Origin of the sequence: Mycobacterium sp. Aquia_216, assembly GCF_026723865.1 — a bacterium.
Taxonomy (GTDB): domain Bacteria; phylum Actinomycetota; class Actinomycetes; order Mycobacteriales; family Mycobacteriaceae; genus Mycobacterium.
The window spans coordinates 1,157,279-1,180,459 of sequence record NZ_CP113529.1; the positions used below are offsets into that span (position 1 = coordinate 1,157,279).

At 66.1% G+C, this 23,181-nt stretch carries 26 protein-coding genes and 1 pseudogene; 19 read left to right on the top strand and 8 right to left on the bottom strand.

The window, feature by feature from the left end:
• Positions 1-12: 12 nt before the first annotated feature.
• Entirely contained in the window at positions 13-297 is a 285-nt protein-coding gene (locus tag OK015_RS29215) for a PE/PPE C-terminal domain-containing protein (RefSeq protein ID WP_442791266.1), read from the top strand.
• 299 nt (positions 298-596) lie between these two features.
• Positions 597-1,343, top strand: coding sequence for a hypothetical protein (locus tag OK015_RS29045; protein WP_326498517.1), 747 nt, complete (start codon positions 597-599; stop codon positions 1,341-1,343).
• Between the two features lie 88 nt (positions 1,344-1,431).
• Here OK015_RS29045 and OK015_RS05525 read toward each other — a convergent pair whose 3' ends face one another.
• Positions 1,432-2,178 (bottom strand): hypothetical protein, encoded by a 747-nt coding sequence (locus OK015_RS05525; protein ID WP_268129869.1) that lies wholly within the window; start codon positions 2,176-2,178, stop codon positions 1,432-1,434.
• Between the two features lie 165 nt (positions 2,179-2,343).
• Between OK015_RS05525 and OK015_RS05530 the strand changes: the two genes are divergently transcribed.
• The 9 genes from OK015_RS05530 to OK015_RS05570 all read left to right on the top strand — a co-directional run bounded on the left by OK015_RS05530 (position 2,344) and on the right by OK015_RS05570 (position 10,012).
• On the top strand, positions 2,344-3,360 hold the full coding sequence (locus OK015_RS05530) for a Ppx/GppA family phosphatase (RefSeq protein ID WP_268129870.1): 1,017 nt from the start codon (positions 2,344-2,346) through the stop codon (positions 3,358-3,360).
• A complete protein-coding gene (locus OK015_RS05535; protein WP_268129872.1) occupies positions 3,357-4,427 on the top strand; it encodes a hypothetical protein in 1,071 nt (356 codons plus the stop codon). Before OK015_RS05530 ends, OK015_RS05535 begins: the two co-directional genes overlap by 4 nt.
• A 16-nt stretch (positions 4,428-4,443) precedes the next feature.
• Entirely contained in the window at positions 4,444-5,286 is an 843-nt protein-coding gene (locus OK015_RS05540) for a sugar phosphate isomerase/epimerase family protein (RefSeq protein ID WP_268129873.1), read from the top strand.
• Positions 5,287-5,320: 34 nt separating this feature from the next.
• Complete coding sequence (locus OK015_RS05545) at positions 5,321-6,151, top strand: thioesterase family protein (RefSeq protein ID WP_268129874.1); 831 nt, start codon at positions 5,321-5,323, stop codon at positions 6,149-6,151.
• Between the two features lie 36 nt (positions 6,152-6,187).
• A complete protein-coding gene (gene proC, locus OK015_RS05550; protein WP_268129875.1) occupies positions 6,188-7,066 on the top strand; it encodes a pyrroline-5-carboxylate reductase in 879 nt (292 codons plus the stop codon).
• Positions 7,067-7,206: 140 nt separating this feature from the next.
• Positions 7,207-7,461: a cell division/environmental response transcriptional regulator gene (locus OK015_RS05555; RefSeq protein WP_268129876.1), complete on the top strand. Its 255-nt coding sequence runs from the start codon at positions 7,207-7,209 to the stop codon at positions 7,459-7,461.
• A gap of 177 nt (positions 7,462-7,638) precedes the next feature.
• Positions 7,639-7,740 carry a 30S ribosomal protein bS22 gene (locus OK015_RS05560; RefSeq protein ID WP_003402602.1) on the top strand — a complete coding sequence of 34 codons (102 nt, stop codon included), beginning with the start codon at positions 7,639-7,641 and terminating at the stop codon, positions 7,738-7,740.
• A gap of 83 nt (positions 7,741-7,823) precedes the next feature.
• On the top strand, positions 7,824-8,951 hold the full coding sequence (locus OK015_RS05565) for an SDR family oxidoreductase (protein ID WP_268129877.1): 1,128 nt from the start codon (positions 7,824-7,826) through the stop codon (positions 8,949-8,951).
• Positions 8,933-10,012: a lysophospholipid acyltransferase family protein gene (locus tag OK015_RS05570; protein WP_268129879.1), complete on the top strand. Its 1,080-nt coding sequence runs from the start codon at positions 8,933-8,935 to the stop codon at positions 10,010-10,012. The genes OK015_RS05565 and OK015_RS05570 overlap by 19 nt, the downstream gene beginning before the upstream one ends.
• A 132-nt stretch (positions 10,013-10,144) precedes the next feature.
• Here OK015_RS05570 and cmaA2 read toward each other — a convergent pair whose 3' ends face one another.
• The 6 genes from cmaA2 to OK015_RS05600 all read right to left on the bottom strand — a co-directional run bounded on the left by cmaA2 (position 10,145) and on the right by OK015_RS05600 (position 14,523).
• Entirely contained in the window at positions 10,145-11,068 is a 924-nt protein-coding gene (cmaA2, locus tag OK015_RS05575) for a cyclopropane mycolic acid synthase CmaA2 (RefSeq protein ID WP_268129880.1), read from the bottom strand.
• A gap of 10 nt (positions 11,069-11,078) precedes the next feature.
• Complete coding sequence (locus OK015_RS05580; protein ID WP_268129882.1) at positions 11,079-11,591, bottom strand: FAS1-like dehydratase domain-containing protein; 513 nt, start codon at positions 11,589-11,591, stop codon at positions 11,079-11,081.
• Positions 11,592-11,636: 45 nt separating this feature from the next.
• Positions 11,637-12,554 (bottom strand): HAD family hydrolase, encoded by a 918-nt coding sequence (locus OK015_RS05585; RefSeq protein WP_268129883.1) that lies wholly within the window; start codon positions 12,552-12,554, stop codon positions 11,637-11,639.
• A 162-nt stretch (positions 12,555-12,716) separates the two neighbouring features.
• The gene (locus OK015_RS05590) at positions 12,717-13,445 is read right to left on the bottom strand and encodes a CDP-diacylglycerol diphosphatase (protein ID WP_268129884.1); all 729 of its coding nucleotides are present in this window, start codon (positions 13,443-13,445) and stop codon (positions 12,717-12,719) included.
• A gap of 483 nt (positions 13,446-13,928) precedes the next feature.
• Complete coding sequence (locus OK015_RS05595; RefSeq protein WP_268129885.1) at positions 13,929-14,219, bottom strand: WXG100 family type VII secretion target; 291 nt, start codon at positions 14,217-14,219, stop codon at positions 13,929-13,931.
• On the bottom strand, positions 14,212-14,523 hold the full coding sequence (locus tag OK015_RS05600) for a WXG100 family type VII secretion target (RefSeq protein ID WP_268129886.1): 312 nt from the start codon (positions 14,521-14,523) through the stop codon (positions 14,212-14,214). The genes OK015_RS05595 and OK015_RS05600 overlap by 8 nt, the downstream gene beginning before the upstream one ends.
• A 105-nt stretch (positions 14,524-14,628) precedes the next feature.
• Here OK015_RS05600 and OK015_RS05605 point away from each other — a divergent pair.
• The 7 genes and pseudogenes from OK015_RS05605 to OK015_RS05635 all read left to right on the top strand — a co-directional run bounded on the left by OK015_RS05605 (position 14,629) and on the right by OK015_RS05635 (position 21,105).
• Positions 14,629-14,968 (top strand): annotated as a pseudogene (locus OK015_RS05605) (glutaredoxin family protein).
• 51 nt (positions 14,969-15,019) lie between these two features.
• Positions 15,020-16,417 carry a glutamyl-tRNA reductase gene (locus tag OK015_RS05610; RefSeq protein WP_268129890.1) on the top strand — a complete coding sequence of 466 codons (1,398 nt, stop codon included), beginning with the start codon at positions 15,020-15,022 and terminating at the stop codon, positions 16,415-16,417.
• A gap of 13 nt (positions 16,418-16,430) precedes the next feature.
• Positions 16,431-17,378: a hydroxymethylbilane synthase gene (gene hemC / locus OK015_RS05615; protein WP_268129891.1), complete on the top strand. Its 948-nt coding sequence runs from the start codon at positions 16,431-16,433 to the stop codon at positions 17,376-17,378.
• Positions 17,379-17,411: 33 nt separating this feature from the next.
• A complete protein-coding gene (locus OK015_RS05620; protein ID WP_268129893.1) occupies positions 17,412-19,079 on the top strand; it encodes a uroporphyrinogen-III synthase in 1,668 nt (555 codons plus the stop codon).
• Positions 19,080-19,296: 217 nt separating this feature from the next.
• On the top strand, positions 19,297-20,286 hold the full coding sequence (gene hemB / locus OK015_RS05625) for a porphobilinogen synthase (RefSeq protein WP_268129894.1): 990 nt from the start codon (positions 19,297-19,299) through the stop codon (positions 20,284-20,286).
• Positions 20,287-20,326: 40 nt separating this feature from the next.
• The gene (locus OK015_RS05630; protein WP_268129896.1) at positions 20,327-20,869 is read left to right on the top strand and encodes a DUF3093 domain-containing protein; all 543 of its coding nucleotides are present in this window, start codon (positions 20,327-20,329) and stop codon (positions 20,867-20,869) included.
• On the top strand, positions 20,866-21,105 hold the full coding sequence (locus OK015_RS05635; protein ID WP_268129898.1) for a hypothetical protein: 240 nt from the start codon (positions 20,866-20,868) through the stop codon (positions 21,103-21,105). The genes OK015_RS05630 and OK015_RS05635 overlap by 4 nt, the downstream gene beginning before the upstream one ends.
• On the opposite strand, the gene OK015_RS05640 is transcribed toward OK015_RS05635, so the two are convergent.
• On the bottom strand, positions 21,102-21,536 hold the full coding sequence (locus OK015_RS05640) for an STAS domain-containing protein (RefSeq protein WP_268129899.1): 435 nt from the start codon (positions 21,534-21,536) through the stop codon (positions 21,102-21,104). The genes OK015_RS05635 and OK015_RS05640 overlap by 4 nt on opposite strands.
• Positions 21,537-21,843: 307 nt before the next feature.
• On the opposite strand from OK015_RS05640, the gene OK015_RS05645 reads away from it, so the two are divergent.
• Positions 21,844-23,088 (top strand): acyltransferase family protein, encoded by a 1,245-nt coding sequence (locus OK015_RS05645; protein WP_268129900.1) that lies wholly within the window; start codon positions 21,844-21,846, stop codon positions 23,086-23,088.
• The last annotated feature ends 93 nt before the right edge of the window (positions 23,089-23,181 follow it).

Below are 23,181 nucleotides of genomic sequence, written 5' to 3' on the forward strand. Positions count from 1 at the left end.
GTGAACGTCGCGATGCCGACGTCGTTCCATGACTTCTCCAGTATTCGTGTGGGGTGTGAAGGCCAGGGCAAGGCGGTCTCGCTGGGGTCGTTGTCGGTGCCGCCGAGCTGGGTGGCGGCTGCCCCGCGGATAGGGGCGGTTTCGCGTTTGCCGTCGGCTGGCGCTGTCGACGCCGCCCAGGCCTCCCCGGTGGATAGGCCTCGTTGGCACACGTTCCAGGAGGGCCTGATGGGAATGGTGGGTGGGTGCTGCGCAAGTGGCGACGCGGACGATGAGAAGCCAGCGCTAGGGAGTTGAGCGCGTTTCCAGGACGCAGATTTGCGCACTCCGAGTGGATTCCTGGGCGACCCTCTCGGCAGGAACTGCCGAAGCAAACGCCACGGTCGACGCCTGGGGGCTCACTCCATGAGCCCAAACTTGTTGTGGTGCTTGCGTGTTGCGGGCTGACGCGGTCGGGACAGACTTGGCGATGTGGCGTTGATCGGCTAACGCCATCATCGGCAAGGCCCTCGACTCGATCTCGGCTAACGCCACCCCCTGTTGGGCAAAGGGGTTGTGGCAACGCCACGGCGATGTATGGCTATGCTGCGGCGTCGATGCCGGCGAGCACGCTGACTCCGTTTGAGCAGCCCCCGCAGACTACGAATGAGTCGGGGCAAGACGCGCAGGCCCGTGCGGTAGTTCAGAGTGCGGGTAATAACACTGCCGCGCGCACCCAAACCCTGGCCCAGCAACTCAGCTCGACCGGCCGCACCATCAGCGGCCCCGGCACCTACACCGTCACCGACGGCGGGGGCACCGTCACCATCGGCCCTGGCAGCACCCTCACCCTCGAGAACGGCAGCAGCTTTGTAGTCGCCTCGGGTGGCCAGGTCATTGTCGAGGGTGGCAGTACCCTCACCGTCGAGTCTGCCGGCGAAGTCCTAGTCTTGCCCGGCGGCACCTTGACGGTCGGGTCTAGCAGCGCCCTTACCCTGGAGGGCGGCGGTAGCCTCACTGCCGCTCAAGCCAGCATCAACATCGTCAGCAGCATCGTCACTATCGTCTCAAACAGTTCTCTGGATACGCTCGGAGTTGGCAACATCGTGATCAACGGTGGCGTCGTTGAGTCTGGCTTCGGTGGAATCGGCGGGCCGGTCGCCATCAGCGCTGCCGTCATCCCGACCCCGGTCGTGTCGGGTGGGTCGGGGGCGGTGTCGGCGTTGGGCGGGGCGGGTTTGCCGGGTTTGGCGGGGACGGCGGGGATTCAGCCGCAGCTCAATGCGGATTTGCTTTTGCAGTGGGCCCAAAGCGTATCGGGTGCCGACCTGGCTGGCGCTGATTTGGCGGGGGCGGCTGGCTGAGGGCGGGGACGTCTTGTGCTGCGCCAGGTGGGGCATTGCCAATGGTGTTGGCCTGCACCGAAACTCGCACGATGTGAGCGGCCTGCGGCTACTCGGCGATGCGGGTTGCCGGATGTATGGCGATGAGCCCTAATTGGCTGCGGCGCTTGCACATTGCCGCCAGTTCGGCGTAGGCCTTGGCGCCGAGGAGTTCGGCGAGTTCGTCGGCCAGGCTCTCCCACACGGGTTTGGCGCCGACGTGGGCGGCCGGGTCGCCGGTGCAGTACCAGTGCAAGTCGGCGCCACCGGAGCCCCAGCCGCGGCGGTCGTATTCGGTGATCCAGGTTTTCAGGATTTCGGTGCCGTCGGGCCGGGTCACCCATTCCTGGCTGCGCCGGATCGGTAACTGCCAGCAGACCTCGGGTTTCATCGTCAGAGGCGGCACGCCCAGCTTGAGGGCTTTGCTGTGCAGCGCGCAGCCGATCCCGCCGGGAAAGCCGGGGCGGTTCAAGAAAATGCACGCACCCTTGTATTTGCGGGTGCGGTGTTGGGGTTGGCCTTCATACTCGTCGAGTTCGAGGTAACCCTTTCGGCCCAAACCCTTTTCGCGGAATTGCCAGTCATCGTCGGTGAGTTGTGCGACCGCGTCGTCCAAGCTGGCCCGGTCGTCGTCGTCGGACAGAAACGCGCCGTGCGAGCAACACCCGTCGTCCGGGCGGCCCTCGACCGTGCCGCGACAGGCCGGCGTGCCGAATACACACGTCCAGCGGGACAGCAGCCAGGTGAGGTCGGCCGCGATCAGGTGCTCCGGGTTGTCGGGATCGAAGAACTCCACCCATTCACGGGCAAAATCCATTTCGACTTCTTGCCCAGGCCCGGGGTGCGAATTCGCCACGGATGCAACGTTAGACCAAAATTCCCCCTGTTCGCTTGGCTGACACCCGGGCCGCGGGATGGTGAATTGCGGCCTCCTCAGCGGGGCGCAGCCCAAACCTCATCGACGTCCCGCTAGTTTGTTTTCGTGCGATTAGGCGTGCTCGACGTGGGTAGCAATACGGTCCATCTGCTGGTGGTCGATGCCCACCGCGGCGGGCATCCGACCCCAATGAGTTCGACGAAGGCCACCCTGCGGTTGGCCGAGGCCACCGACAGCTCGGGCAAGATCACCAAGCGCGGCGCCGAAAAGCTGATCTCTACGATCGACGAGTTCGCCAAGATTGCCGTCAGCTCCGGTTGTGCGGAGCTGATGGCCTTCGCCACCTCCGCGGTCCGCGACGCCGAGAATTCCGACGACGTGCTGAGCCGGGTGCGCAAAGAGGCCGGTGTCGCGCTGCAAGTGCTGACCGGCGTGGACGAGTCGCGGCTGACCTTCCTGGCGGTGCGCCGCTGGTACGGGTGGAGCGCCGGGCGAATCATCAACCTCGACATCGGCGGCGGCTCGCTGGAGCTGTCCAGCGGTGTCGACGAGGAACCCGAAGTCGCCCTGTCGCTGCCGCTGGGCGCCGGGCGGTTGACCCGCGAGTGGCTGCCCGACGACCCGCCCGGGCGGCGCCGGGTGGGAATGCTGCGCGATTGGCTGGACGCCGAACTGGCGGATTCCGCCGAGGCCGTCCTGGAAGCCGGCGCCCCGGACCTCGCGGTCGCCACGTCGAAGACCTTCCGCTCGCTGGCGCGGCTGACCGGCGCCGCGCCGTCGGCCGCCGGACCGCGGGTCAAGCGAACGTTGACGGCAAACGGCCTCAGGCAACTCATATCTTTTATCTCTAGGATGACCACCGCTGACAGGGCGGAATTGGAAGGAGTCAGTGCCGAGCGGGCGCCGCAGATCGTGGCGGGCGCTTTGGTGGCGGAGGCGAGCATGCGAGCGCTGTCGATAGACACAGTGGATATCTGCCCGTGGGCATTACGGGAAGGTCTCATCTTGCGCAAGCTCGACAGCGAAGCCGACGGAACCGCCCTCGTAGAGACTTCGGTGCGCAATGCTGGAGGTCAGGGAGTTGATCGGAACGCCAACCGATCGAGAGGCGACAAACCATGACCGGACCACACTCCGAGACCGAGAGCCCCGGCACTCGGCCCATCTCGGTGGCCGAACTGCTGGCCAGGAACGGAACCATTGGCGCCCCGGCCGTTACCCGACGGCGCCGCCGCCGGCGCGGCGATAGCGACGCGGTCACCGTCGCCGAGCTGACCGGTGAAATACCCGTCATCCGGGACGACGACGAGCACGACGAGGCAGCGCACGCAGCCCACGGGTCGGTCGAGGTCGGCGAATCCGCGGTCGCAGCGGGACCCGAGGTCGAAGCGCTCCCCGCACAGGCCTCCGAACACGTCGTCGCCGAACCGGCCACCGAAGACAAGCCCAAGCCCGGGTACCGGCCCGAGCCGCGGTGGCCCAAGTCGCCGCCGCAGCCACCCCGGGTGGGGCCCGAGCGCAGCGCCTACCCGCGGCCCACGCGCCGCCCCGACGCACCAGAAGCCGAACGACCGGCGGAGCCCGCCGGCAAGCCGTCGGCGTCATCCGGTGCCGAGGACATGAGCCCAGACCCGCTGGAGCAATACGCCGATATTCCGGTGGACGTCATGGATTCCGAGGTGCGCGAAGCCGAGCTCGCGACCGAGGATTCCGCCTACGTGCGCTCCTTCCTGCAGGCCTCGGATTCGACCCTGTTCGGCGGGCAGACCCTCGCCGACGAGGTGGCCCGGCGGCGCAGCGACGAGCGCGACGCCGCCGACGCGGACTCGCTGACCGCCACGAAGACGCCCGACGAGCAGCATGCTGACGTCGAGGCAGCCCGCACGTACCAGCCCATCCAGGCCCACCCGGCACCCGGGAAGCTCGAGGCGCTCTGGCGCGGCAGCGTGATCGTGGTGCAGTCGATCATGGCCGTCGCATTCGGCGCCGGGTTGTTCATCGCGTTCGACCAACTGTGGCGATGGAACAGCCTGGTCGCCCTGGTGCTGTCGGTGCTGGTCATCCTCGGCCTGGTGGCGGGGGTGCGGGTGGTTCGCAAAACCGAGGACATCGCGAGCACGCTCATCGCGGTGGCGGTCGGGGCGCTGATCACCTTGGGACCGCTGGCGCTATCCATGCAGTCCGGCTAGGCGTCACCCGCAAACAGTGCGCCCCGCAATCAAAGTCGGCCTGTCTACGGCCTCGGTCTATCCGTTGAGGGCAGAGGCCGCGTTCGAGTATGCGGCCAGACTCGGCTACGACGGGGTCGAGCTGATGGTGTGGAGTGAGTCGGTCAGCCAGGACATCGCCGCCGTCAAGAAGCTGTCGCGACGCTACAACGTGCCGGTGCTGTCGGTCCACGCGCCCTGCCTGCTGATCTCGCAGCGGGTGTGGGGTTCCAACCCGATTCCCAAGCTGGAACGCAGCGTGCGGGCCGCCGAGCAACTCGGCGCGCAGACCGTGGTCGTGCACCCGCCGTTTCGCTGGCAGCGGCGTTACGCCGAGGGATTCGCCGAGCAGGTGACGGCCCTGGAAGCGTCGAGCGACGTGATGGTCGCCGTGGAGAACATGTTCCCGTTCCGGGCGGATCGGTTTTTCGGGGCCGACCAGTCGCGGGAACGGATGCGCAGGCGCGGCGGTGGCCCGGGGCCGGCGATTTCGGCATTCGCGCCGTCCTACGACCCGCTGGACGGCAACCATGCCCACTACACGCTGGACCTGTCGCATACGTCGACGGCAGGCACCGACGCGCTGGAAATGACTCAGCGGATGGGGGCGGGGCTAGTGCATCTGCACCTGTGCGACGGCAGCGGCCTGCCCGCCGACGAGCACCTGGTGCCCGGACGCGGCACGCAACCGACCGCCGAGGTGTGCCAGATGCTGGCCGCCGGCCAATTCGCCGGCCACGCCATCCTCGAGGTGTCCACCTCAAGCGCCCGCTCAGCCAGTGAGCGTGAGGCCATGCTCGCCGAATCGCTTCAGTTCGCCCGCACGCATCTGCTGCGATGACCACCCTGGCCGCCCTTCTAGCCCTCAGGAGATCATGACCGCGCTATTCACCACCGCAATGACGCTGCGGGAGGTCGATCCGGGTGTCTTCGAAGGCGAACTCGACAAGCACTGGACCATCGGGCCCAAGGTGCACGGCGGCGCGATGCTGGCGCTGTGTGCCAACGCCGCGCGCATCGCGGGCGGCGGGCAATCGGCCGGATTCGAGCCCGTCGCGGTGTCGGCGAGCTTCCTGTGGGCACCGGACCCGGGGCCCATGCGGGTAGTGACGTCGATCCGCAAGCGCGGCCGCCGAATCCGCGTCGTCGACGTCGAACTCATCCAAGGCGATCGCACCGCCGTCCACGCCGTGGTCAACCTCGGCGAGCCGGAACACTTTCCGCCCGGCGGCGACACGGCGCCGTTGTTGTCGGCGAACCCCGTCGCGGAGCTGATGGCGCCGGAACCGCCCGACGACATCGAACCGATCGGACCCGGTCACCCACTGGCCGGTCTGGTGCACCTGGGCGAGGGCTGCGATGTTCGGCCCCTGCTGTCCACCTTTGCGCCCAGCACCGCCGGCCGCCCCCCGGTACTGCAGATGTGGGCCCGGCCGCGTGACGTCGCGCCTGACGCCCTCTTTGCGCTGATGTGCGGGGATCTATCGGCGCCGGTGACGTTCGCCGTGGAGCGCACCGGCTGGGCGCCGACGATCCAGCTCACCGCCTTCCTTAGGGCGCTGCCCGCCGATGGCTGGTTGCGTGTGATCTGCACCTGCCTGGAGATCGGGCACGACTGGTTCGACGAGGATCACGTCGTCGTCGACAGCCTGGGCCGGCTCGTTGTCCAGTCACGCCAATTGGCGCTGGTGCCCGCGCCCCGGTAACCGGGAGAAGCCGGGCCGTCTGCGATGCTTTCTCCCATGGCGAGAATCGCGATCATCGGTGGTGGCAGCATCGGCGAGGCCTTGCTGTCGGGTCTGCTCCGGGCGGGGCGGCAGGTCAAGGACCTGGTGGTGGCCGAACGTGTGCCCGAACGCGCCAAGTACCTAGCTGACAGCTATTCGGTGTTGGTGACGTCGTCGTTGGCCGATGCCGTGGACAACGCGACATTTGTCGTCGTCGCGGTGAAGCCCGCCGACGTCGAGTCGGTGCTGGGGGAGTTGGCCCGTGCCGCGTCGGCGGCCGAGGGTGACAGCGCCGAACAGGTTTTCGTCACCGTCGCGGCGGGGATCACGCTCACCTACTTCGAGTCGAAGCTGCCGGCCGGGACGCCGGTGGTCCGGGCGATGCCGAATGCTGCGGCAGTGGTGGGTGCGGGGGTGACGGCCCTGGCCAAGGGGCGTTTCGTCGCCGCGCCACAGCTCGAGGAGGTGATGGCGCTGTTCGATGCGGTCGGCGGCGTGCTGACCGTGCCCGAGTCCCAAATGGACGCGGTGACCGCGCTGTCGGGCTCGGGGCCCGCATATTTCTTTCTGATGGTCGAGGCGCTGGTGGACGCCGGCGTCGCGGCGGGCCTGAGCCGAGGCGTGGCGACGGACCTCACGGCACAGACGATGGCCGGATCAGCGGCGCTGCTGCTGGAACGGCTGGATCAAGAGCAGCGACCGGCGGACAGCGAGGCGCTGGGTAAGCAGGCGGATGCCACTGCGACGCAGCTGCGGGCCACGGTGACTTCGCCTGGCGGTACCACCGCCGCTGCGCTGCGCGAACTCGAACGTGGAGGCTTGCGGACAGCCGTCGACGCGGCAGTTCAGGCCGCTAAAAGGCGCTCTGAGCAGCTAAGAATTACATCCGAATAATTTAAAGATTTCAAAATGATTGACCCCCACCAGTACCAGTAACCCCACTAGTCCCGCTATTCTCCTTTGTGTATGCACGTGTGGGTGCCGGCGGAGGGGAAGCCGCTGGCGTTGCGCGGGCCTGACACGATTGGGTTGCGATGACGTCTACGAACGGTCCATCGGCGCGGGATTCCGCCGGAAAGCGGGAAACCGCTTCTGTCGATAGCCAGCAGGGCAGGACACAATTTCTGACCGTCGCCGAGGTGGCGGCCCTGATGCGGGTCTCCAAGATGACGGTTTACCGCTTGGTGCACAACGGAGAGCTGCCGGCGGTTCGAGTTGGCCGGTCCTTCCGGGTGCACGCCAAGGCGGTGCACGACATGCTGGAGACGTCCTACTTCGACGCTGGCTGAACCGAAGCCTCCTCGCGCAGACGACGGCGGACGGATCGGGACTGGCGCATGGCCGCGTGAGCGGTCATGCGACTGCCGGTTTGGTGTTCGGTGCGGGCCGCCGGGTAAAGTGACCCCGAAGTATTCGAGTCCTTTAGCAGTCCTCAAGAAGCGGTCATAGGTTAGATAGCGGAGTTCATGGGTTCAGTCATCAAGAAGCGGCGCAAGCGTATGTCGAAGAAAAAGCACCGCAAGCTGCTGCGCCGTACGCGGGTGCAGCGCAGAAAACTTGGCAAGTAAGTCCCGCCAGGCCGCACTCCCGAACTCGCCGACCGTCGCGCGGCCATAGCGCCGCGGCTCATCTCGGCCGTTAGGCTGTTTGGGTGGATTCGTCGAGCGGGGGCGGCGCCGGAACCGGCGACAACGCGGATAACACCACGCACTACCCCAAGGTAGTGCTGGTTACTGGTGCGTGCCGGTTTCTCGGCGGCTACCTGACTGCCCGACTGGCGCAGAACCCGCTGATTCAAGGGGTCATCGCGGTGGATGCGATCGCCCCCAGCAAGGACATGCTGCGTCGGATGGGACGGGCCGAGTTCGTACGCGCCGACATCCGTAATCCCTTCATAGCCAAGGTGATTCGCAACGGCGACGTCGACACGGTGGTGCATGCCTCGGCGGCGTCGTATGCGCCGCGCTCCGGCGGCACGGCGGCGCTGAAGGAACTGAACGTGATGGGCGCGATGCAGCTTTTCGCGGCCTGCCAGAAAGCGCCCTCGGTCCGACGCGTCGTGCTGAAATCGACCTCGGAGGTGTACGGGTCGAGCCCACGCGACCCGGTGATGTTCACCGAGGACAGCAGTAGCCGTCGTCCGCTGCGCGGTGGTTTCGCCAAGGACAGCCTCGATATCGAGGGATACGTGCGCGGACTGGGCCGGCGGCGGCCCGACATCGCGGTGACGATTCTACGGCTGGCCAACATGATTGGACCGGCGATGGACACCACGCTGTCGCGATATCTGGCCGGGCCGTTGGTCCCGACGATGTTCGGCCGCGACGCGCGATTGCAGTTGCTGCACGAGCAAGATGCGTTGGGTGCGCTGGAGCGCGCGGCGATGGCCGGCAAGGCCGGCACCTTCAACATCGGCGCCGACGGCATCGTGATGCTGTCGCAGGCGATCCGGCGGGCGGGCCGGATTCCGTTGCCGGTACCGGGTTTCGGGCTGTGGGCGCTCGATTCGCTGAGACGGGCTAACCGTTATACCGAGATCAATCGTGAGCAATTTAATTACTTAAGTTATGGCCGAGTTATGGATACTACGAGGATGCACTCCGAGCTCGGCTACCAGCCGAAATGGACGACGGCGGAGGCGTTTGACGACTACGTTCGTGGTCGTGGCCTGACTCCCATAATCGACCCACATCGGGTACGCTCCATGGAAGGTCGCGCCATAGCCTTAGCGCAGCGCTGGGGTAGCCGAAATCCAATTCCATGGGGTGGGGTCAGGTAGAGATCGTGGCGGGTGACACCAGAGCGAATGTTATTCCACTGCATAGCAATAGGGGTCGGGTAGCAGCTCGCAGGAGAGCCGAAGCGTCGCGTCAACATCCTTCCTTGCTCTCCGATCCGCACGGCCCTGCGTCGGCCGAACAGCTCGCCGCGGTGGTCCGTGAAATCGACGAGCACCGTCGCGGCCCGGGCGGAGCGTCGTCCACCGAAGCGCCGCTCAACGAGTTTGCTCAACAGGTCGCCGCGGTCGCCGGATTTTTCCGGCAGCGACTGACGGGCGACTACACCGTCGACGAGTTCGGATTCGATCCGCATTTCAACAACGCCATCGTTCGGCCTTTGCTGAGATTCTTTTTCAAGTCGTGGTTCCGGGTCGAGGTCAGCGGCATCGAGAACCTGCCGAGCGAAGGCGCCGCGCTGTTGGTGGCCAATCACGCCGGTGTGTTGCCGTTCGACGGACTGATGCTGTCGGTGGCGGTGCACGACGAGCATCCGGCGCAGCGGGACATGCGACTGCTGGCTGCCGACATGGTGTTCGACCTACCGCTGATCGGCGAAGCCGCTCGCAAGGCCGGCCACACCATGGCCTGCACGACGGACGCGCACCGGCTGCTGGCCGCGGGCGAGCTCACCGCCGTGTTCCCAGAGGGCTACAAGGGGCTGGGCAAGCGCTTCGAGGACCGCTATCGACTGCAGAGGTTCGGTCGCGGTGGTTTCGTGACGGCCGCGCTGCGCACCAAAGCGCCGATCATCCCGTGCTCGATCATCGGGTCCGAAGAGATCTACCCGATGCTCGCCGACGTGAAGCTCCTGGCGCGGCTGTTCGGCCTGCCCTACTTCCCGGTCACCCCGCTGTTCCCGCTGGCCGGACCGGCGGGCCTGGTGCCGCTGCCGTCCAAGTGGCGCATCGCATTCGGTGAGCCGATCTACACCAACGACTACGCCGCCTCCGACGCCGAGGACCCGATGGTCACCTTCGAGTTGACCGATCAGGTGCGGGAGACGATCCAGCAGACGCTGTACCGGCTGCTGGCCGGGCGTCGCAACATCTTCCTGGGCTGACGCTCTCTGCTGCGTCCAACGTCGAGTTGTCGGGCGATTTTATTTCTGGCCCAACAACTCGACTTTCGCGGTGCCCCCTGGAAAAGCAAGTGCCCCGGCGCCAGCGGCACCGGGGCACTCTGCGTGCAAGCGTTACTTGACCAAGGTGAACTGGCACACGTTCGTGTAGCCGTCGCGGAACAGGTCCGAGCAGCCCCGCAGGTATTTCAAGTAGATGTCGTAGGTCTCCTGCCCCTTCAGGGCGATCGCCTCGTCCTTGTGCGCCTCGAGGGCATCGCCCCAGGCGGTCAGTGTCGGGACGTAGTTCTTACCGATCTTGTGGTGGCGCTCGATCTTGAAACCCGCGTCCGTCGAGTACTTGTCGACCAGGTCGATCTGGGGCAACTTCCCGCCCGGGTAGATCTCCTTCAAGATGAAACTGATGAACCGCAGCAGGGTCATGTTCACCTTCAAGCCCATCGCGTTGCCCTCTTCGCGGCTAGGGACCACGATGGTGTGCAGCAGCATGCGGCCGTCGTCGGGCAGCAAGTCGTAGTACTTCTTGAAGAAGGTGGCGTAGCGCTCGTACCCGGCGTCACCTGCGCCGTCGGCAAAGTGCTCAAACGCACCGAGCGACACGATCCGGTCGACCGGCTCGTCGAATTCTTCCCAGCCCTGAATCCGCACCTCTTTACGGCGGGGGCTGTCCATCTTTTCGAACTCGGCCACACAGTGGGCGTACTGGTTCTCGCTCAGCGTCAAGCCGATGACGTCGACGTCGTACTCGGCCACCGCGTGCCGCATCGTCGAACCCCAGCCGCTGCCGATATCGAGTAGCTTCATGCCGGGCTCGAGGTTGAGCTTGTCCAGGGCGAGCTTGCGCTTGGCGTACTGCGCTTCTTCGAGCGTCTTGGTCAGATGCTGCGGGTCCGGATTCTCGTCAAAGTAGCCGCAGCTGTAGGTCATCGAAGGATCAAGCCAGAGCTTGAAGAACTCGTTCGATTTGTCGTAGTGGGATCGGACTGCTTCGACTGGTGGCTTTAACTGGGTGCCACCCGTTTCCCCCTGTGACGTCATTAAACGGACCCTACTTTCCGGCAGATATTGATGCAATTGCGGCGACGGTTTCTTCAGCGCCGGCTTCTTGATTCGCCGCCTCCCCCAGCATCGTGACGACACTGGTGACGAGCGGTTGTCCTTCGGCATCGGTGACTTCGCTGCGGATCTCCGCGATGACGGTGCCGTGGGACTCGATCACCGAGTCTAGATAGGTGTCGAAGTGCAACTTATCGTGGGCCAGGATGGGGCGGTGGAACCGGAACTTTTGGTCCCGGTGCAGCACTCTGGCGATGTTGATCGGAATGCTGAACTTGGTGAAGATGTCCAGCTGCACGCGCCGTCCCGCGATCGCCAGGAAGGTCAGCGGAGCCACCAGGGCGGAATACCCTGCCTCGGCGGCGTCAACCTCGTTGAAGTGAGTCGGGTGATCGTCTTGCACCGAGGTCGCGAACTCGCGGATCTTCTCGCGCCCGACCTCGAAGTAATCCGGTGCCCGGTAATGGCTGCCGATGAGACCCTCGGTCCCCTCTGGAATTGTCATGCCTTACCAGCTCCCCATTCGAATCGTTGCTAGCGGCGCAGCCTATCAGCGGGATTGGCGTCGGGACGCCAACGCCGCCAGCGCACCGCCCGCCGCGCCGAGTGCCAGCGCCGACGGCACCCCGATCCGGGCCGCCTTTCGTGCGGTCCGAAAATCGCGGATTTCCCATCCCCGTTCGCGGGCCAGGCTGCGTAGACGCGCATCGGGGTTGATGGCCACGGCCGTGCCTACCAGCGACAGCATCGGCACGTCGTTGTAGCTGTCGGAATAGGCAGTACACCGTTTGAGGTTGAGGCCCTCGCGGATCGCCAGGGACCGCACGGCGTGCGCCTTGCCGGGGCCGTGCAGGATGTCGCCGACCAACCGGCCGGTGAATACGCCGTCGACCGACTCCGCGACGGTCCCGAGCGCACCGGTCAGGCCGAGCCGGCGCGCGATGGTCGCGGCGAGCTCATACGGCGTTGCCGTGATCAGCCACACCTGCTGGCCGGCGTCGAGGTGCATCTGGGTGAGCTCGCGAGTCCCGGTCCAGATCTTGTCGGCGATGATCTCGTCGTAGACGTCCTCGCCGAGAGCGACCAGCTCGTCGACCGAGCGGCCCTCGATGAAGGTAAGCGCCTTGCGCCGGCCGGCGGCGACGTCGTTGCTGTTCTCCTTGCCGAGCAGCTGAAACTTGGCCTGCGCGTAGATGAATCCGACAACATCGCGATAAGTGAAGTATTTGCGCGCGGCCAGTCCGCGTCCGAAATGCACCGCGGAGGAGCCTTGCACCAGCGTGTTGTCCACGTCGAAGAACGCGGCGGCGGTCAGGTCGATCGGCGGCTGCGGGCCGCCCGCGGCGGCGGTCGTCTCCTGCAGGCCCTCGAGGGCACGAGCGGCACTGGCGTTGGCGGCGATGGATTCCAGGTCAACTCGAACGTCGGGATCTGTGCTGTCCGACTCACCCGACTCAGAGGAAGTCATCGTCACACCTCCTAGATCACCGTGCCGCCTGGTGGCCGGTGCTGCGGCCGCTATCAACCCTATCGGGCAGTTGTGATGGTCGGTTTTACGCCTCTGGCATCAGTCGGTGTCACGACGGCCGACGGTGTGTGGGCAGTCATGCCATAGATCCGACGGCAAGCTTTAGGGACTCGTAGGCGGGCACGACGTGTGATCTTGGAGTTCTTCGCTGCTTCCAGTGTCTCCCGTTGCCGCATCGGCGTGGTCTGCGAGAAGCACAAATTCAGGACGCTTATCGAAGAAGGTGCCCACCACCGCCAGAGTCTGCGAACCCATATCGGCCCGAGCGCCGGCTAGGCCATCGGCTAGCACTTTAAACGGGTTGACGAGGTCGAGGTTCTCGCTCACAACCCTGACCGCACTGTAAGTATGGCCGGCCAGAGGCATGGGAAGGGGCGCCCACACTGAGCTAATGTCGGCGGCGCGATCAATCAGTATCTGCCGCACGTCCGCCCGGACGCAGTCGATGTGAATGTGCAACTGGTTTTGTGTACGGCCCTGCACGGAATTGATTGCCAGACTTATCCAGTCGCGTGGAAGCGACCGCCCGACTGTGCGTTCCACCCACGATCGAGCCTGCCATGCATCCGCGAAATAGTTTGGAGTGCCAGGTCGCAGGAGTTGAGGGCTCTCGATGCCTGTTATGCGAGTGTCCGCGATCGCCAGAAACTGCGTTGCGCCATCGCTGTCTTTCAATACGCTGTAGCCGCTATTCAATTCAACTTCGACGCAGGGCGTTGGGTCATGATGGTCGCGCTCGTCGGTGACACATTGGTTGACCATTGCCCATAACACATTCGGGTCAGCATCAGAGTTCGCGCCGTCCGATGCCAAGGGCACGGTCAGTATCAAAACGGCGAGGGCCCACAAGACCCGTCGCGTGGTGCGGAGTTTGTTTGTTCGACTGCGATCGGCACCCGACCGCCGTACATCATTGGGCGCCAATGGATTAGTTCTTGCGAGGCAATGATTCATGCGGTGATCCCGTCCGGTTCCTGACAACGCCTGACGTCAGCTAGCGAGATCGATTGATCGATCTCACAGCGTCGGATAAGGCGACAGACTGTCCGAATGTTCGGTTTCGACATGAAACATCTTCTTGGGAAGGATTATTCGGGTAAGCATCAAGCGGAATCGGCCGTCGAGGCCCTCCGGTGGCGCTGAAATCGCAAGTAAGGCGGGGCCCCTGACGGCGCCTCCCCCGCCGCTAAAGGCCCTGACGTCGAGTCGGCCACCGGGAGTTATGCGCCGCGTCCGGAAACCAATACCGAGTCTACAAAACCTATTTCGGTCTAGACCATGACCTCGGCGAGCTGGACGCCGGGCGCCGCTAGCTCACGACCACATCGCTAAATTCATTGACATGGCGCCCACGTAGCTGCCGTGCGCCGTCGCGCCGGCCGCCTGTAACCGCGCCAATGCGGCGCGCATCATCGCCTCGCCGCGAGCCCAGCGTTCATGGGCTTCAGCGTGTGCTGCCGCCGCTTCACCCGACCACGTCGCGTGCAGATTGCTTACCAGCGAATCGATTTCGGTGAGCATGCTTTCGGCAGTGCGTTGAAACTCGGCCATCCGCAGCACCGCATCGGCCAACGCCTTGGGATCCACCCGAAACGCGTCAGCCATCGTGCACCTGCCGAATCGCGTGGGTGGACACAGCTTCGTTGTGCTGATATTCCTTGCCGGCGTGCGCGACTGCCGTTGCCAGGACCGATAAACCGGTCTCGACCTCGCGAGCCCCGCGATGCCAGAGCTCCCACGCGGCGGCGTAGGCGTTTCCCGATCCGCCCTGCCAGCCGCCCAGCATCTCGCCGACCTGACCATCCAGCTCGGCCAGCTGCTGTCGCATATTCTCGGCGCCACCGAGTAGCGCCTGGGCGAAACCGTGCATCAGCTGCGGATCGACGCGCACGTTCTTGTCGGCAGCCATAGCCGAAACCTAATTATTGTCGGATCCCGGCACAATTCACCTGAGCCTCACCCTGAGCCGCCCCGAGGCCGGTCGGCGCCGCGGTGCTGATGCCACACTGGTGCCATGACCCAGGTCGCCGGCCGCCCGAAGGTGGAGTTACTGACCCGCGCCGGATGCAGCATCTGCGCGCGGGCCCACGCGCGCCTGGCCGAACTGGCCGGGGAACTGGATTTCGACCTCGCCAGCGTCGACGTCGACGCCGCCGCCGCGACCGGCAACCCCGGACTGCGGGCCGAGTTCGGCGACCGGCTGCCCGTGATTTTGCTGGACGGCAGTGAGCACAGTTACTGGGAGATCGACGAACCGCGGCTGCGCGCGGACCTTGCCCGATACGCTGCGGGCCCCGAGCTTGGTGGGCACTGACTCATTATTTGGTAGCCCACCGAATAAACGTTTACCGTAGACACCAGTTCAGTTACTGGAGTAGCGAGGGAGCTGGCCAGGTGATGCTGCCGTGAGCATCTTGCTCTTCGGGGTTTCGCACCGTAGTGCGCCGGTCTCCGTTCTGGAACAACTCAGCATCGACGAATCCGATCGCAACAAGATCGTCGATCGCGTCTTGCAGTCGCCGCTGGTCACCGAGGCCATGGTGCTGTCGACGTGCAACCGCGTCGAGGTCTACGCGGTGGTCGAGGCGTTCCACGGCGGATTGGCCGTAATCGGGCAGGTGCTGTCGGAATACTCCGGAATGACGATGGGCGACCTCACCAAATACGCTTATGTCCGCTACAGCGAGGCCGCCGTCGAGCACCTGTTCGCCGTCGCCAGCGGCCTGGACTCCGCGGTGATCGGCGAACAGCAGGTGCTTGGTCAGGTGCGCCGGGCCTACACCTCCGCCGAGTCGAATCGCACGGTCGGGCGGGTGCTGCATGAGCTGGCCCAACGCGCGTTGTCCGTGGGCAAGCGCGTGCATTCCGAGACGGCCATTGACGCTGCCGGTGCCTCGGTGGTTTCGGTCGCGCTGGGCATGGCCGAACGCAAGGTGGACGGGCTCGCGGGCAAGACCGCGGTCGTCGTCGGCGCCGGGGCGATGGGCGCCCTGTCGGCAGCACACCTGATCCGGGCCGGCATCGAAAACATCCTGGTCCTCAACCGGTCGCTGTCGCGGGGTCAACGGCTGGTCCGCAAGATCCGCGAATCGGGCGTGCGCGCCCAGGCGCTGACGCTCGACCGGCTTCCCGAGGCGCTGGCCGGCGCCGACGTGGTGGTCAGCTGTACGGGTGCGGTGAGTCCCGTGGTCTCACTGGCCGACGTCCACAACGCGCTGGCTACCGCGCAGCGTGCCGAAGCGGACCACCCGCTGCTGATCTGCGACCTGGGCATGCCACGCGACGTCGATCCGGCGGTGGCTGGACTCCCCGGTGTCTGGGTTGTCGACGTGGACCGCATTCAACACGAGCCCGCGGCTCACGCCGCCGCCGGCGACGTCGACGCCGCGCGCCACATCGTGGCCGCCGAGGTTGCCGCCTACCTGGCGGGTCAGCGGATGGCCGAAGTGACCCCGACCGTGACCGCGTTGCGTCAGCGTGCCGCCGACGTCGTCGAAGCGGAGCTGCTGCGGCTGGAAAACCGGCTTCCGGGTCTCGAGAGCGCCCAGCGCGAGGAGGTTGCCCGCACGGTCCGGCGGGTGGTGGACAAGCTGCTGCACGCGCCCACGGTACGGATCAAACAACTCGCCAGCGCCCCCGGCGGCGACAGCTACGCCGAAGCCCTGCGCGAGCTTTTCGAACTCGACCAGACCGCCGTCGACGCCGTCGCCACTGCGGGCGAACTACCAGTGGTGTCAACGGGATTCGACGCCGGTACGCTCGCGCAACCCACGCCGGGCAGCCCGGCACAATCCGCCGAGTAGCTGATTGGCGCACGTGATCCGGTTAGGCACGCGGGGGAGTCTGCTCGCCACCACCCAGGCCTCCGTCATCAGGGACACTCTTATCGCCAACGGCCATCCCGCGGAGTTGGTGATCATCAGCACGGCAGGCGACCAGTCGTCGGCGCCCATCGAAAGTCTTGGTGTGGGCGTCTTCACCACGGCGTTACGCGAGGCCATCGAGGACGGCCGGGTCGACGCCGCCGTGCACTCGCACAAGGATTTGCCAACCGCCGACGACCCGAGGTTCGCCATCGCGGCGATACCGGCACGCAATGACCCGCGCGACGCGTTGGTCGCGCGCGACGGACTGGTGCTCGGGGAGTTGCCCGCGGGTTCGCTGGTCGGCACATCTTCCCCGCGGCGGGCCGCACAGCTTAGGGCATTGGGTCTCGGTTTGGAAATCCGCCCCCTACGAGGCAACCTAGATACCAGGTTGAACAGGGTAAGCATGGGTGAACTTGATGCCATCGTGGTGGCCCGGGCCGGACTGGCCCGCCTGGGCCGTCTCGCTGATGTCACCGAGACGCTAGAGCCGGTGCAGATGTTGCCAGCACCGGCGCAAGGAGCGCTCGCCGTCGAATGCCGCGCCGGCGACGGTGGGCTGGCGGCAGTGCTGGCGGAGTTGGACGACGCCGACACACGCGCGGCGGTCACCGCGGAACGGGCCCTGTTGGCCGAACTGGAGGCGGGATGCTCCGCACCGGTGGGTGCGATCGCCGAGGTGGTCGAGTCCATCGATGAGGACGGACGCGTCTTCGAGGAGCTGTCGCTGCGCGGCTGCGTGGCGGCGCTGGATGGATCCGACGTGATCCGTGCGTCCGGCATCGGCGCTCCCGAACGGGCACGAGAGCTGGGGCTCTCGGTGGCCGCGGAGCTGTTGGAGTTGGGCGCCGGAGAGCTGATTGGGGGAGCGCGGCAAAACCCCGCGCACGAGAACTAAATGACGTCAAAAAGGGATGTGTTGGGAGCGACAATGACGACGCGAGGGCGCAAGCCGAGACCGGGCCGCATCACGTTCGTGGGCTCCGGGCCGGGTGACCCGGGATTGTTGACCACGCGGGCGGCCACCGTACTGACCAACGCCGCCTTGGTGTTCACCGATCCCGACGTACCCGAACCGGTGCTGGCGCTGATCGGGAAGGACCTGCCGCCCGTTTCGGGCCCGGCACCTGCCGAACCGCCGCCTGGGACGGCCGATGGGTCAGCCGACGGCGATCCACCGCCGGCCGCGCCGACGGTGCTGTCCGGTGGCGCCGACATCCGCCCGGCGTTGGGTGAGCCCGCCGAGGTCGCCAAGACGCTGACCGCCGAGGCCCGCACGGGCGTCGACGTGGTGCGGCTGGTGGCCGGCGACCCGCTGACGCTTGACGCGGTCATCAGCGAGGTGAACGCCGTCGCGCGCACTCACCTGCACGTCGAGATCGTGCCCGGCCTGGCCGCGACGAGCGCGGTGCCTACCTACGCGGGTCTGCCGCTGGGCTCCTCCTACACGGTGGCCGACGTCCGCGGCGACGTGGACTGGGAGGCGCTTGCCGCGGCCCCCGGACCGCTGATCCTGCAGGCCACCCCGACGCATCTGGCTGAGGCGGCCCGCACGCTGATCGACCACGAGCTGGCCGACACCACTCCCTGCGTGGTGACATCGCAGGGCACCACGTGTCAGCAGCGTTCGGTCGAGACCACGCTGCACGGATTGACCGATCCGGCGGTCGTGGCCGCCGCGGGTGACCCCGCGGGCCCGCTGACCGGACCGCTGGTGGTGACCATCGGCAAGACGGTGAACAGCCGGTCGAAGCTGAACTGGTGGGAGAGCCGCGCCCTGTACGGCTGGACCGTCTTGGTGCCGCGTACCAAGGACCAGGCCGGCGAGATGAGCGAGCGGCTGACGTCGTACGGTGCGCTGCCGGTCGAGGTGCCCACCATCGCGGTGGAGCCGCCGCGCAGCCCCGCTCAGATGGAGCGGGCGGTCAAGGGACTGGTCGATGGCCGGTTCCAGTGGGTGGTATTCACCTCCACCAACGCGGTCCGCGCGGTGTGGGAGAAGTTCGGTGAATTCGGCCTGGACGCCCGCGCGTTCTCCGGTGTGAAGATCGCCTGCGTTGGCGAGTCGACGGCCGACCGGGTCCGGGCCTTCGGGATCAGCCCCGAGCTGGTGCCGGCCGGGGAACAGTCCTCGCTGGGCCTGCTGGACGACTTTCCGCCCTACGACAGCATTTTCGATCCGGTGAACCGGGTCTTGCTGCCGCGGGCCGACATCGCCACCGAGACGCTCGCCGAGGGCCTGCGCGAACGTGGTTGGGAGATCGAGGATGTCACCGCGTACCGCACGGTACGTGCGGCGCCTCCGCCGGCGTCCACCCGCGAAATGATCAAGACGGGCGGCTTCGACGCGGTGTGCTTCACTTCCAGCTCGACGGTGCGCAACCTGGTCGGCATCGCTGGTAAACCCCACGCGCGCACCATTATTGCCTGCATCGGTCCCAAGACGGCCGAGACCGCTGCCGAGTTCGGCTTGCGGGTGGATGTGCAGCCCGATACCGCCGCCATCGGCCCACTGGTCGACGCGTTGGCCGAACACGCCTCGCGGTTGCGCGCCGAAGGTGCGCTGCCACCACCGCGCAAGAAGAGCCGCAGGCGCTAGTGGCGATCGCCAGCGCGGCGAAGCCGGGCGCCGCGGGTCGACACTCGTGTGGTTTGAGTGCGATCGCCAGCGCGGCGAAGCCGGGCGCCGCGGGTCGACACTCGTGGGGTTTGGGTGCGATCGCCAGCGCGGCGAAGCCGGGCGCCGCGGGTCGACACTCGTGGGGTTTGGGTGCGATCGCCAGCGCGGCGAAGCCGGGCGCCGCGGGTCGCCACTCATGAGCGGGGGCGGCTATCCGCGGCAGCGCCCGCGTCGGCTCCGGTCCACCCCCGCGCTGCGTCGGTTGGTGGCGCAAACATCCTTAGAGCCAAGGCATTTGGTGCTGCCGATGTTCGTCGCCGACGGGATCGACGAACCCCGGCCCATCCCGTCGATGCCCGACGTGGTGCAGCATACCCGCGACTCGCTACGCCGCACGGCCGCCGACGCGGTGGCGGCCGGAGTGGGCGGGCTGATGCTGTTCGGTGTGCCGCGCGACGAGGACAAGGATTCGGCCGGCTCGGCCGGCACCGACCCCGACGGCATTCTCAACGTCGCGCTTCGGGATCTGGCCAAGGATCTCGGTGATGCCACGGTGTTGATGGCGGACACCTGCCTCGACGAGTTCACTGACCACGGCCACTGCGGCGTCCTGGACGCCCGGGGCCGGGTCGACAACGACGCTACCCTGAAGCGTTACGTGAAATTAGCTGTGGCACAAGCAGAATCGGGCGCCCATGTGGTTGGCCCGAGCGGGATGATGGACGGTCAGGTCGGTGCCATTCGCGATGGTCTGGACGCGGCCGGCTACACGGATGTGGTGATACTGGCCTACGCCGCGAAGTTCGCCTCGGCGTTCTACGGCCCTTTCCGCGAAGCGGTGAGCTCCAGCCTGTCCGGTGATCGGCGGACCTACCAACAAGAACCCGGAAACGTCCGGGAAGCGGTCCGCGAGATCGAATTGGACATCGACGAAGGCGCCGACATCATCATGGTGAAACCTGCGATGAGCTACCTGGACGTGGTGGCCGCCGCGGCTGAGATCTCGCCGGTGCCGGTGGCCGCCTATCAGGTGTCGGGGGAGTACGCGATGATTTGTGCTGCGGCAGAGAACAATTGGATCGACGGGCGCGCGGCGGCACTGGAATCGCTGATCAGCATTCGCCGTGCCGGAGCCGATATCGTGCTGACCTATTGGGCCGCGGACGCGGCGGGTTGGCTTTCGTAACGGCCACGTCGGCGGTAAACAATCAGAGGATGAGGCTGCGATGACCACAGCGGGGGACGTCAACCCCAAGCCGTTGTTCTACGAATCCGGTGCCAGCTGGGTTTGGGTGCTGAGCGGTCCGGCGGCGGCGGTGTCGATGATCCTGATCGAAATGTGGAGTGGCGCCGCGATATCGCTCTGGGTTCCGGCGATCTTTCTGGTGATGGTGTCGGCGTTCATCTCCCTGCAGGTGAAGGCGGCGCGGATCCACGTATCCGTCGAACTGACCCCCGATGCCTTACGGCAGGGCACCGAGACCATCCTGGTGCGCGAAATCATCAAGGTGTTCCCCGAGCCAGAGCACGCGGCGAATTCCGACAAGGAGCTGGCCAAGTGGCAGTCGGCGCGGGCGCTCGGCGAGCTGTTCGGGGTGCCGCGTGGGCGGACGGGGATCGGTCTGAAGCTCACCGGGGGTCGTACCGCGCAGGCCTGGGCAAAACGTCACCGTCGTCTTCGGGAAGTGCTGACCCCGTTGGTTCAGGAGCGGGTGGAGCCGGACGCCACCGACATCGATACCCTCGACGACCCCAGCTCCGAGCAGTGATCATGCGCTACCGGGCCCTGGTCGAACTCGCCTTGGCCTGCGCAGCGCTGGTGGGCGTCGGGGTGAGCTGGGTGCACGCGCGCCACACGGTGGCCGTCGCGCCCATCACGGACGGTCAGCCGTCCACTACGGCGTTGGATTACCACCCACAGTTGCTGCTGCTGGCCATGCTGCTGGCGATGATCGCCGGAGTGCTGGCAGTCGTCGGAACGTCCAGGCTGTGGCGCGCTCGCTAGGCCGTGTGCTTGATCAGCGGAAGCACTTGCTGACGCCGGCTGACGATCGCATCGGCCAGGCTGCGCAGCGCCGCGCGGACCGACCCGGCAATCGGGAATCCGGCCTCGTGGTCGCTGTCGCCAAGCAGCTCGCTCACCGCCGGGCTGGCGGCCAATGTCCACTGCACCCCGGCCGCGCGGCAGTCCTCGTCGAACCCGTACAACAACGCGATACCGGCACCGGCGAAGTGGGTCACCTCGGTCATGTCGAGCAACACTGAATTGGTGCCGACGGTGAAACGGCGGAGATATTCACGAACCCGATCGACATTGACGGCGTCGATTTCGCCCCGGATAGACACCACCGTCGCGAGGTGACGGCACTGTGCCCGAATCTGAGCGCCACTGCATTCGAAGCTGCCGTTTCCCTGTCGGCTCATCGCGATCGTCATGAGCACTCCATTCCCGTGTTGCGAAGGCCGACACAACGCCGACCGAAGCTGACTACAACGTTGCCCGACAAAGTTAAGGGGACCGACAGTTACGTCTAACTGTTTGCTAAAAAGGTGACCCGCACGGTGCGTGTGGAGGTCAATGAGCGGCCACACCGCCGCCGTCACGCACTCCCGGCTGTCGCGCTGTTAGGCTGCTCTGGCTGCCGGTGGGCAAGTCGGGGGGCTTGTGATAGGGCGAAATCGCCCGGTCAGCCGGGTGAGAAGGCGAACGAAACTGCAGAGTCCAGACCGAAAGAAAAGCCCTGTGCGCACCGGAGAGATCAAGGGTGAGATCAAGGCCCTGACGGGACTCCGCATCATCGCCGCGGTGTGGGTGGTGCTGTTCCATTTCCGGCCGATGCTGAGTGACATCTCCCCCGATTTCCGGGAGAACCTCGCACCGGTGCTCAACTGTGGCGCTCAAGGCGTCGACTTGTTCTTCATCCTCAGCGGGTTCGTGCTGACCTGGAACTACCTCGACCGCATGGGCCGGTCCTGGTCGACGCGCGAGACCCTGCACTTCCTGTGGCTGCGGCTGGCCCGGGTGTGGCCCGTTTACCTGGTCACCATGCACCTGGCCGCACTGCTGGTGATCCTATCGCTGCACGTCGGTCACGTGCCGCTGCCCGAGGGCAGTTCACTCACGGCGATCAGCTACGTGCGTCAGGTCCTGCTCGTGCAGCTGTGGTTCGAGCCGTTCTTCGACGGCACCAGCTGGGATGGGCCGGCCTGGTCGATCAGCGCCGAGTGGCTGGCCTACCTGCTGTTCGGCCTGTTTGCGCTGGTGATCTTCCGGATGAGGCTGGCCACCCGCGCGCGGACGCTGATGTGGCTGGCCGTGGTGGCCTCGCTGCCGCCGGTGGTCATGCTGTTGGCCAGTGGTCACTTTTACACGCCGTGGAGCTGGCTGCCGCGGATCGTGACCCAGTTCGCCGCGGGGGCGCTGGCGTGTGCTGCCGTGCGCCGTTTGCGGCTCAGCGACCGTGGTCGCCACATCGCCGGATACCTCTCCCTGCTTCTCCTGGCTGCCGTGGTGGGAGTCCTCTACTGGTTCAACGCGCACCCGATCTCCGGAGTCGTGGAAAACGACAGCGGCGGGGTGGTCGATGCGCTGTTCGTACCGCTGGTCATCACGCTGGCGGTCGGCCTGGGCAGCCTGCCGCGCCTGTTGTCCACTCGGGTGATGGTCTACGGCGGGCAGATCTCGTTCTGCCTGTACATGGTGCATGAGCTGGTGCACACATCCTGGGGATGGGCGGTCGATAATTTCGAGCTCACGCCGTGGGAATCCGATTCCCCGTGGAAATGGAACGTCCTCGGCCTGTTCGCGATCGCCCTGGCGCTCTCGAGCCTGCTGTATCACGTCGTGGAGGAGCCCGCGCGTCGCTGGATGCGCAGGATGGTCGACGTGCGGCCCGCGACACAGCGCACCGGGTCCGAGGAGTCGGCCCCGGCCAAGGTTCATCAGATCGATGGCGGACGGGACTCGGTTACCGCCCGCGCCGTATGACGGTCCGCGAATCATGCTGTGCGCCATAACCTCTCGTATGGATTCGACAGTGGTAGCCGCGCCGAACTGGTAGTTTGGGCTTTGCTGATCGGC

Bases quoted from the DNA above. Each gene is read 5' to 3' on its own strand.
- OK015_RS29215 (WP_442791266.1), top strand. From the start codon at position 13: ATGCCGACGTCGTTCCATGACTTCTCCAGTATTCGTGTGGGGTGTGAA.
- OK015_RS29045 (WP_326498517.1), top strand. From the start codon at position 597: ATGCCGGCGAGCACGCTGACTCCGTTTGAGCAGCCCCCGCAGACTACG.
- OK015_RS05525 (WP_268129869.1), bottom strand. From the start codon at position 2,178: ATGGATTTTGCCCGTGAATGGGTGGAGTTCTTCGATCCCGACAACCCG.
- OK015_RS05535 (WP_268129872.1), top strand. From the start codon at position 3,357: ATGACCGGACCACACTCCGAGACCGAGAGCCCCGGCACTCGGCCCATC.
- OK015_RS05545 (WP_268129874.1), top strand. From the start codon at position 5,321: ATGACCGCGCTATTCACCACCGCAATGACGCTGCGGGAGGTCGATCCG.
- proC (WP_268129875.1), top strand. From the start codon at position 6,188: ATGGCGAGAATCGCGATCATCGGTGGTGGCAGCATCGGCGAGGCCTTG.
- OK015_RS05555 (WP_268129876.1), top strand. From the start codon at position 7,207: ATGACGTCTACGAACGGTCCATCGGCGCGGGATTCCGCCGGAAAGCGG.
- OK015_RS05560 (WP_003402602.1), top strand. From the start codon at position 7,639: ATGGGTTCAGTCATCAAGAAGCGGCGCAAGCGTATGTCGAAGAAAAAG.
- OK015_RS05570 (WP_268129879.1), top strand. From the start codon at position 8,933: ATGGGGTGGGGTCAGGTAGAGATCGTGGCGGGTGACACCAGAGCGAAT.
- cmaA2 (WP_268129880.1), bottom strand. From the start codon at position 11,068: ATGACGTCACAGGGGGAAACGGGTGGCACCCAGTTAAAGCCACCAGTC.
- OK015_RS05580 (WP_268129882.1), bottom strand. From the start codon at position 11,591: ATGACAATTCCAGAGGGGACCGAGGGTCTCATCGGCAGCCATTACCGG.
- OK015_RS05585 (WP_268129883.1), bottom strand. From the start codon at position 12,554: ATGACTTCCTCTGAGTCGGGTGAGTCGGACAGCACAGATCCCGACGTT.
- OK015_RS05595 (WP_268129885.1), bottom strand. From the start codon at position 14,219: ATGGCTGACGCGTTTCGGGTGGATCCCAAGGCGTTGGCCGATGCGGTG.
- OK015_RS05600 (WP_268129886.1), bottom strand. From the start codon at position 14,523: ATGGCTGCCGACAAGAACGTGCGCGTCGATCCGCAGCTGATGCACGGT.
- OK015_RS05620 (WP_268129893.1), top strand. From the start codon at position 17,412: ATGACGACGCGAGGGCGCAAGCCGAGACCGGGCCGCATCACGTTCGTG.
- hemB (WP_268129894.1), top strand. From the start codon at position 19,297: ATGAGCGGGGGCGGCTATCCGCGGCAGCGCCCGCGTCGGCTCCGGTCC.
- OK015_RS05630 (WP_268129896.1), top strand. From the start codon at position 20,327: ATGACCACAGCGGGGGACGTCAACCCCAAGCCGTTGTTCTACGAATCC.
- OK015_RS05640 (WP_268129899.1), bottom strand. From the start codon at position 21,536: ATGACGATCGCGATGAGCCGACAGGGAAACGGCAGCTTCGAATGCAGT.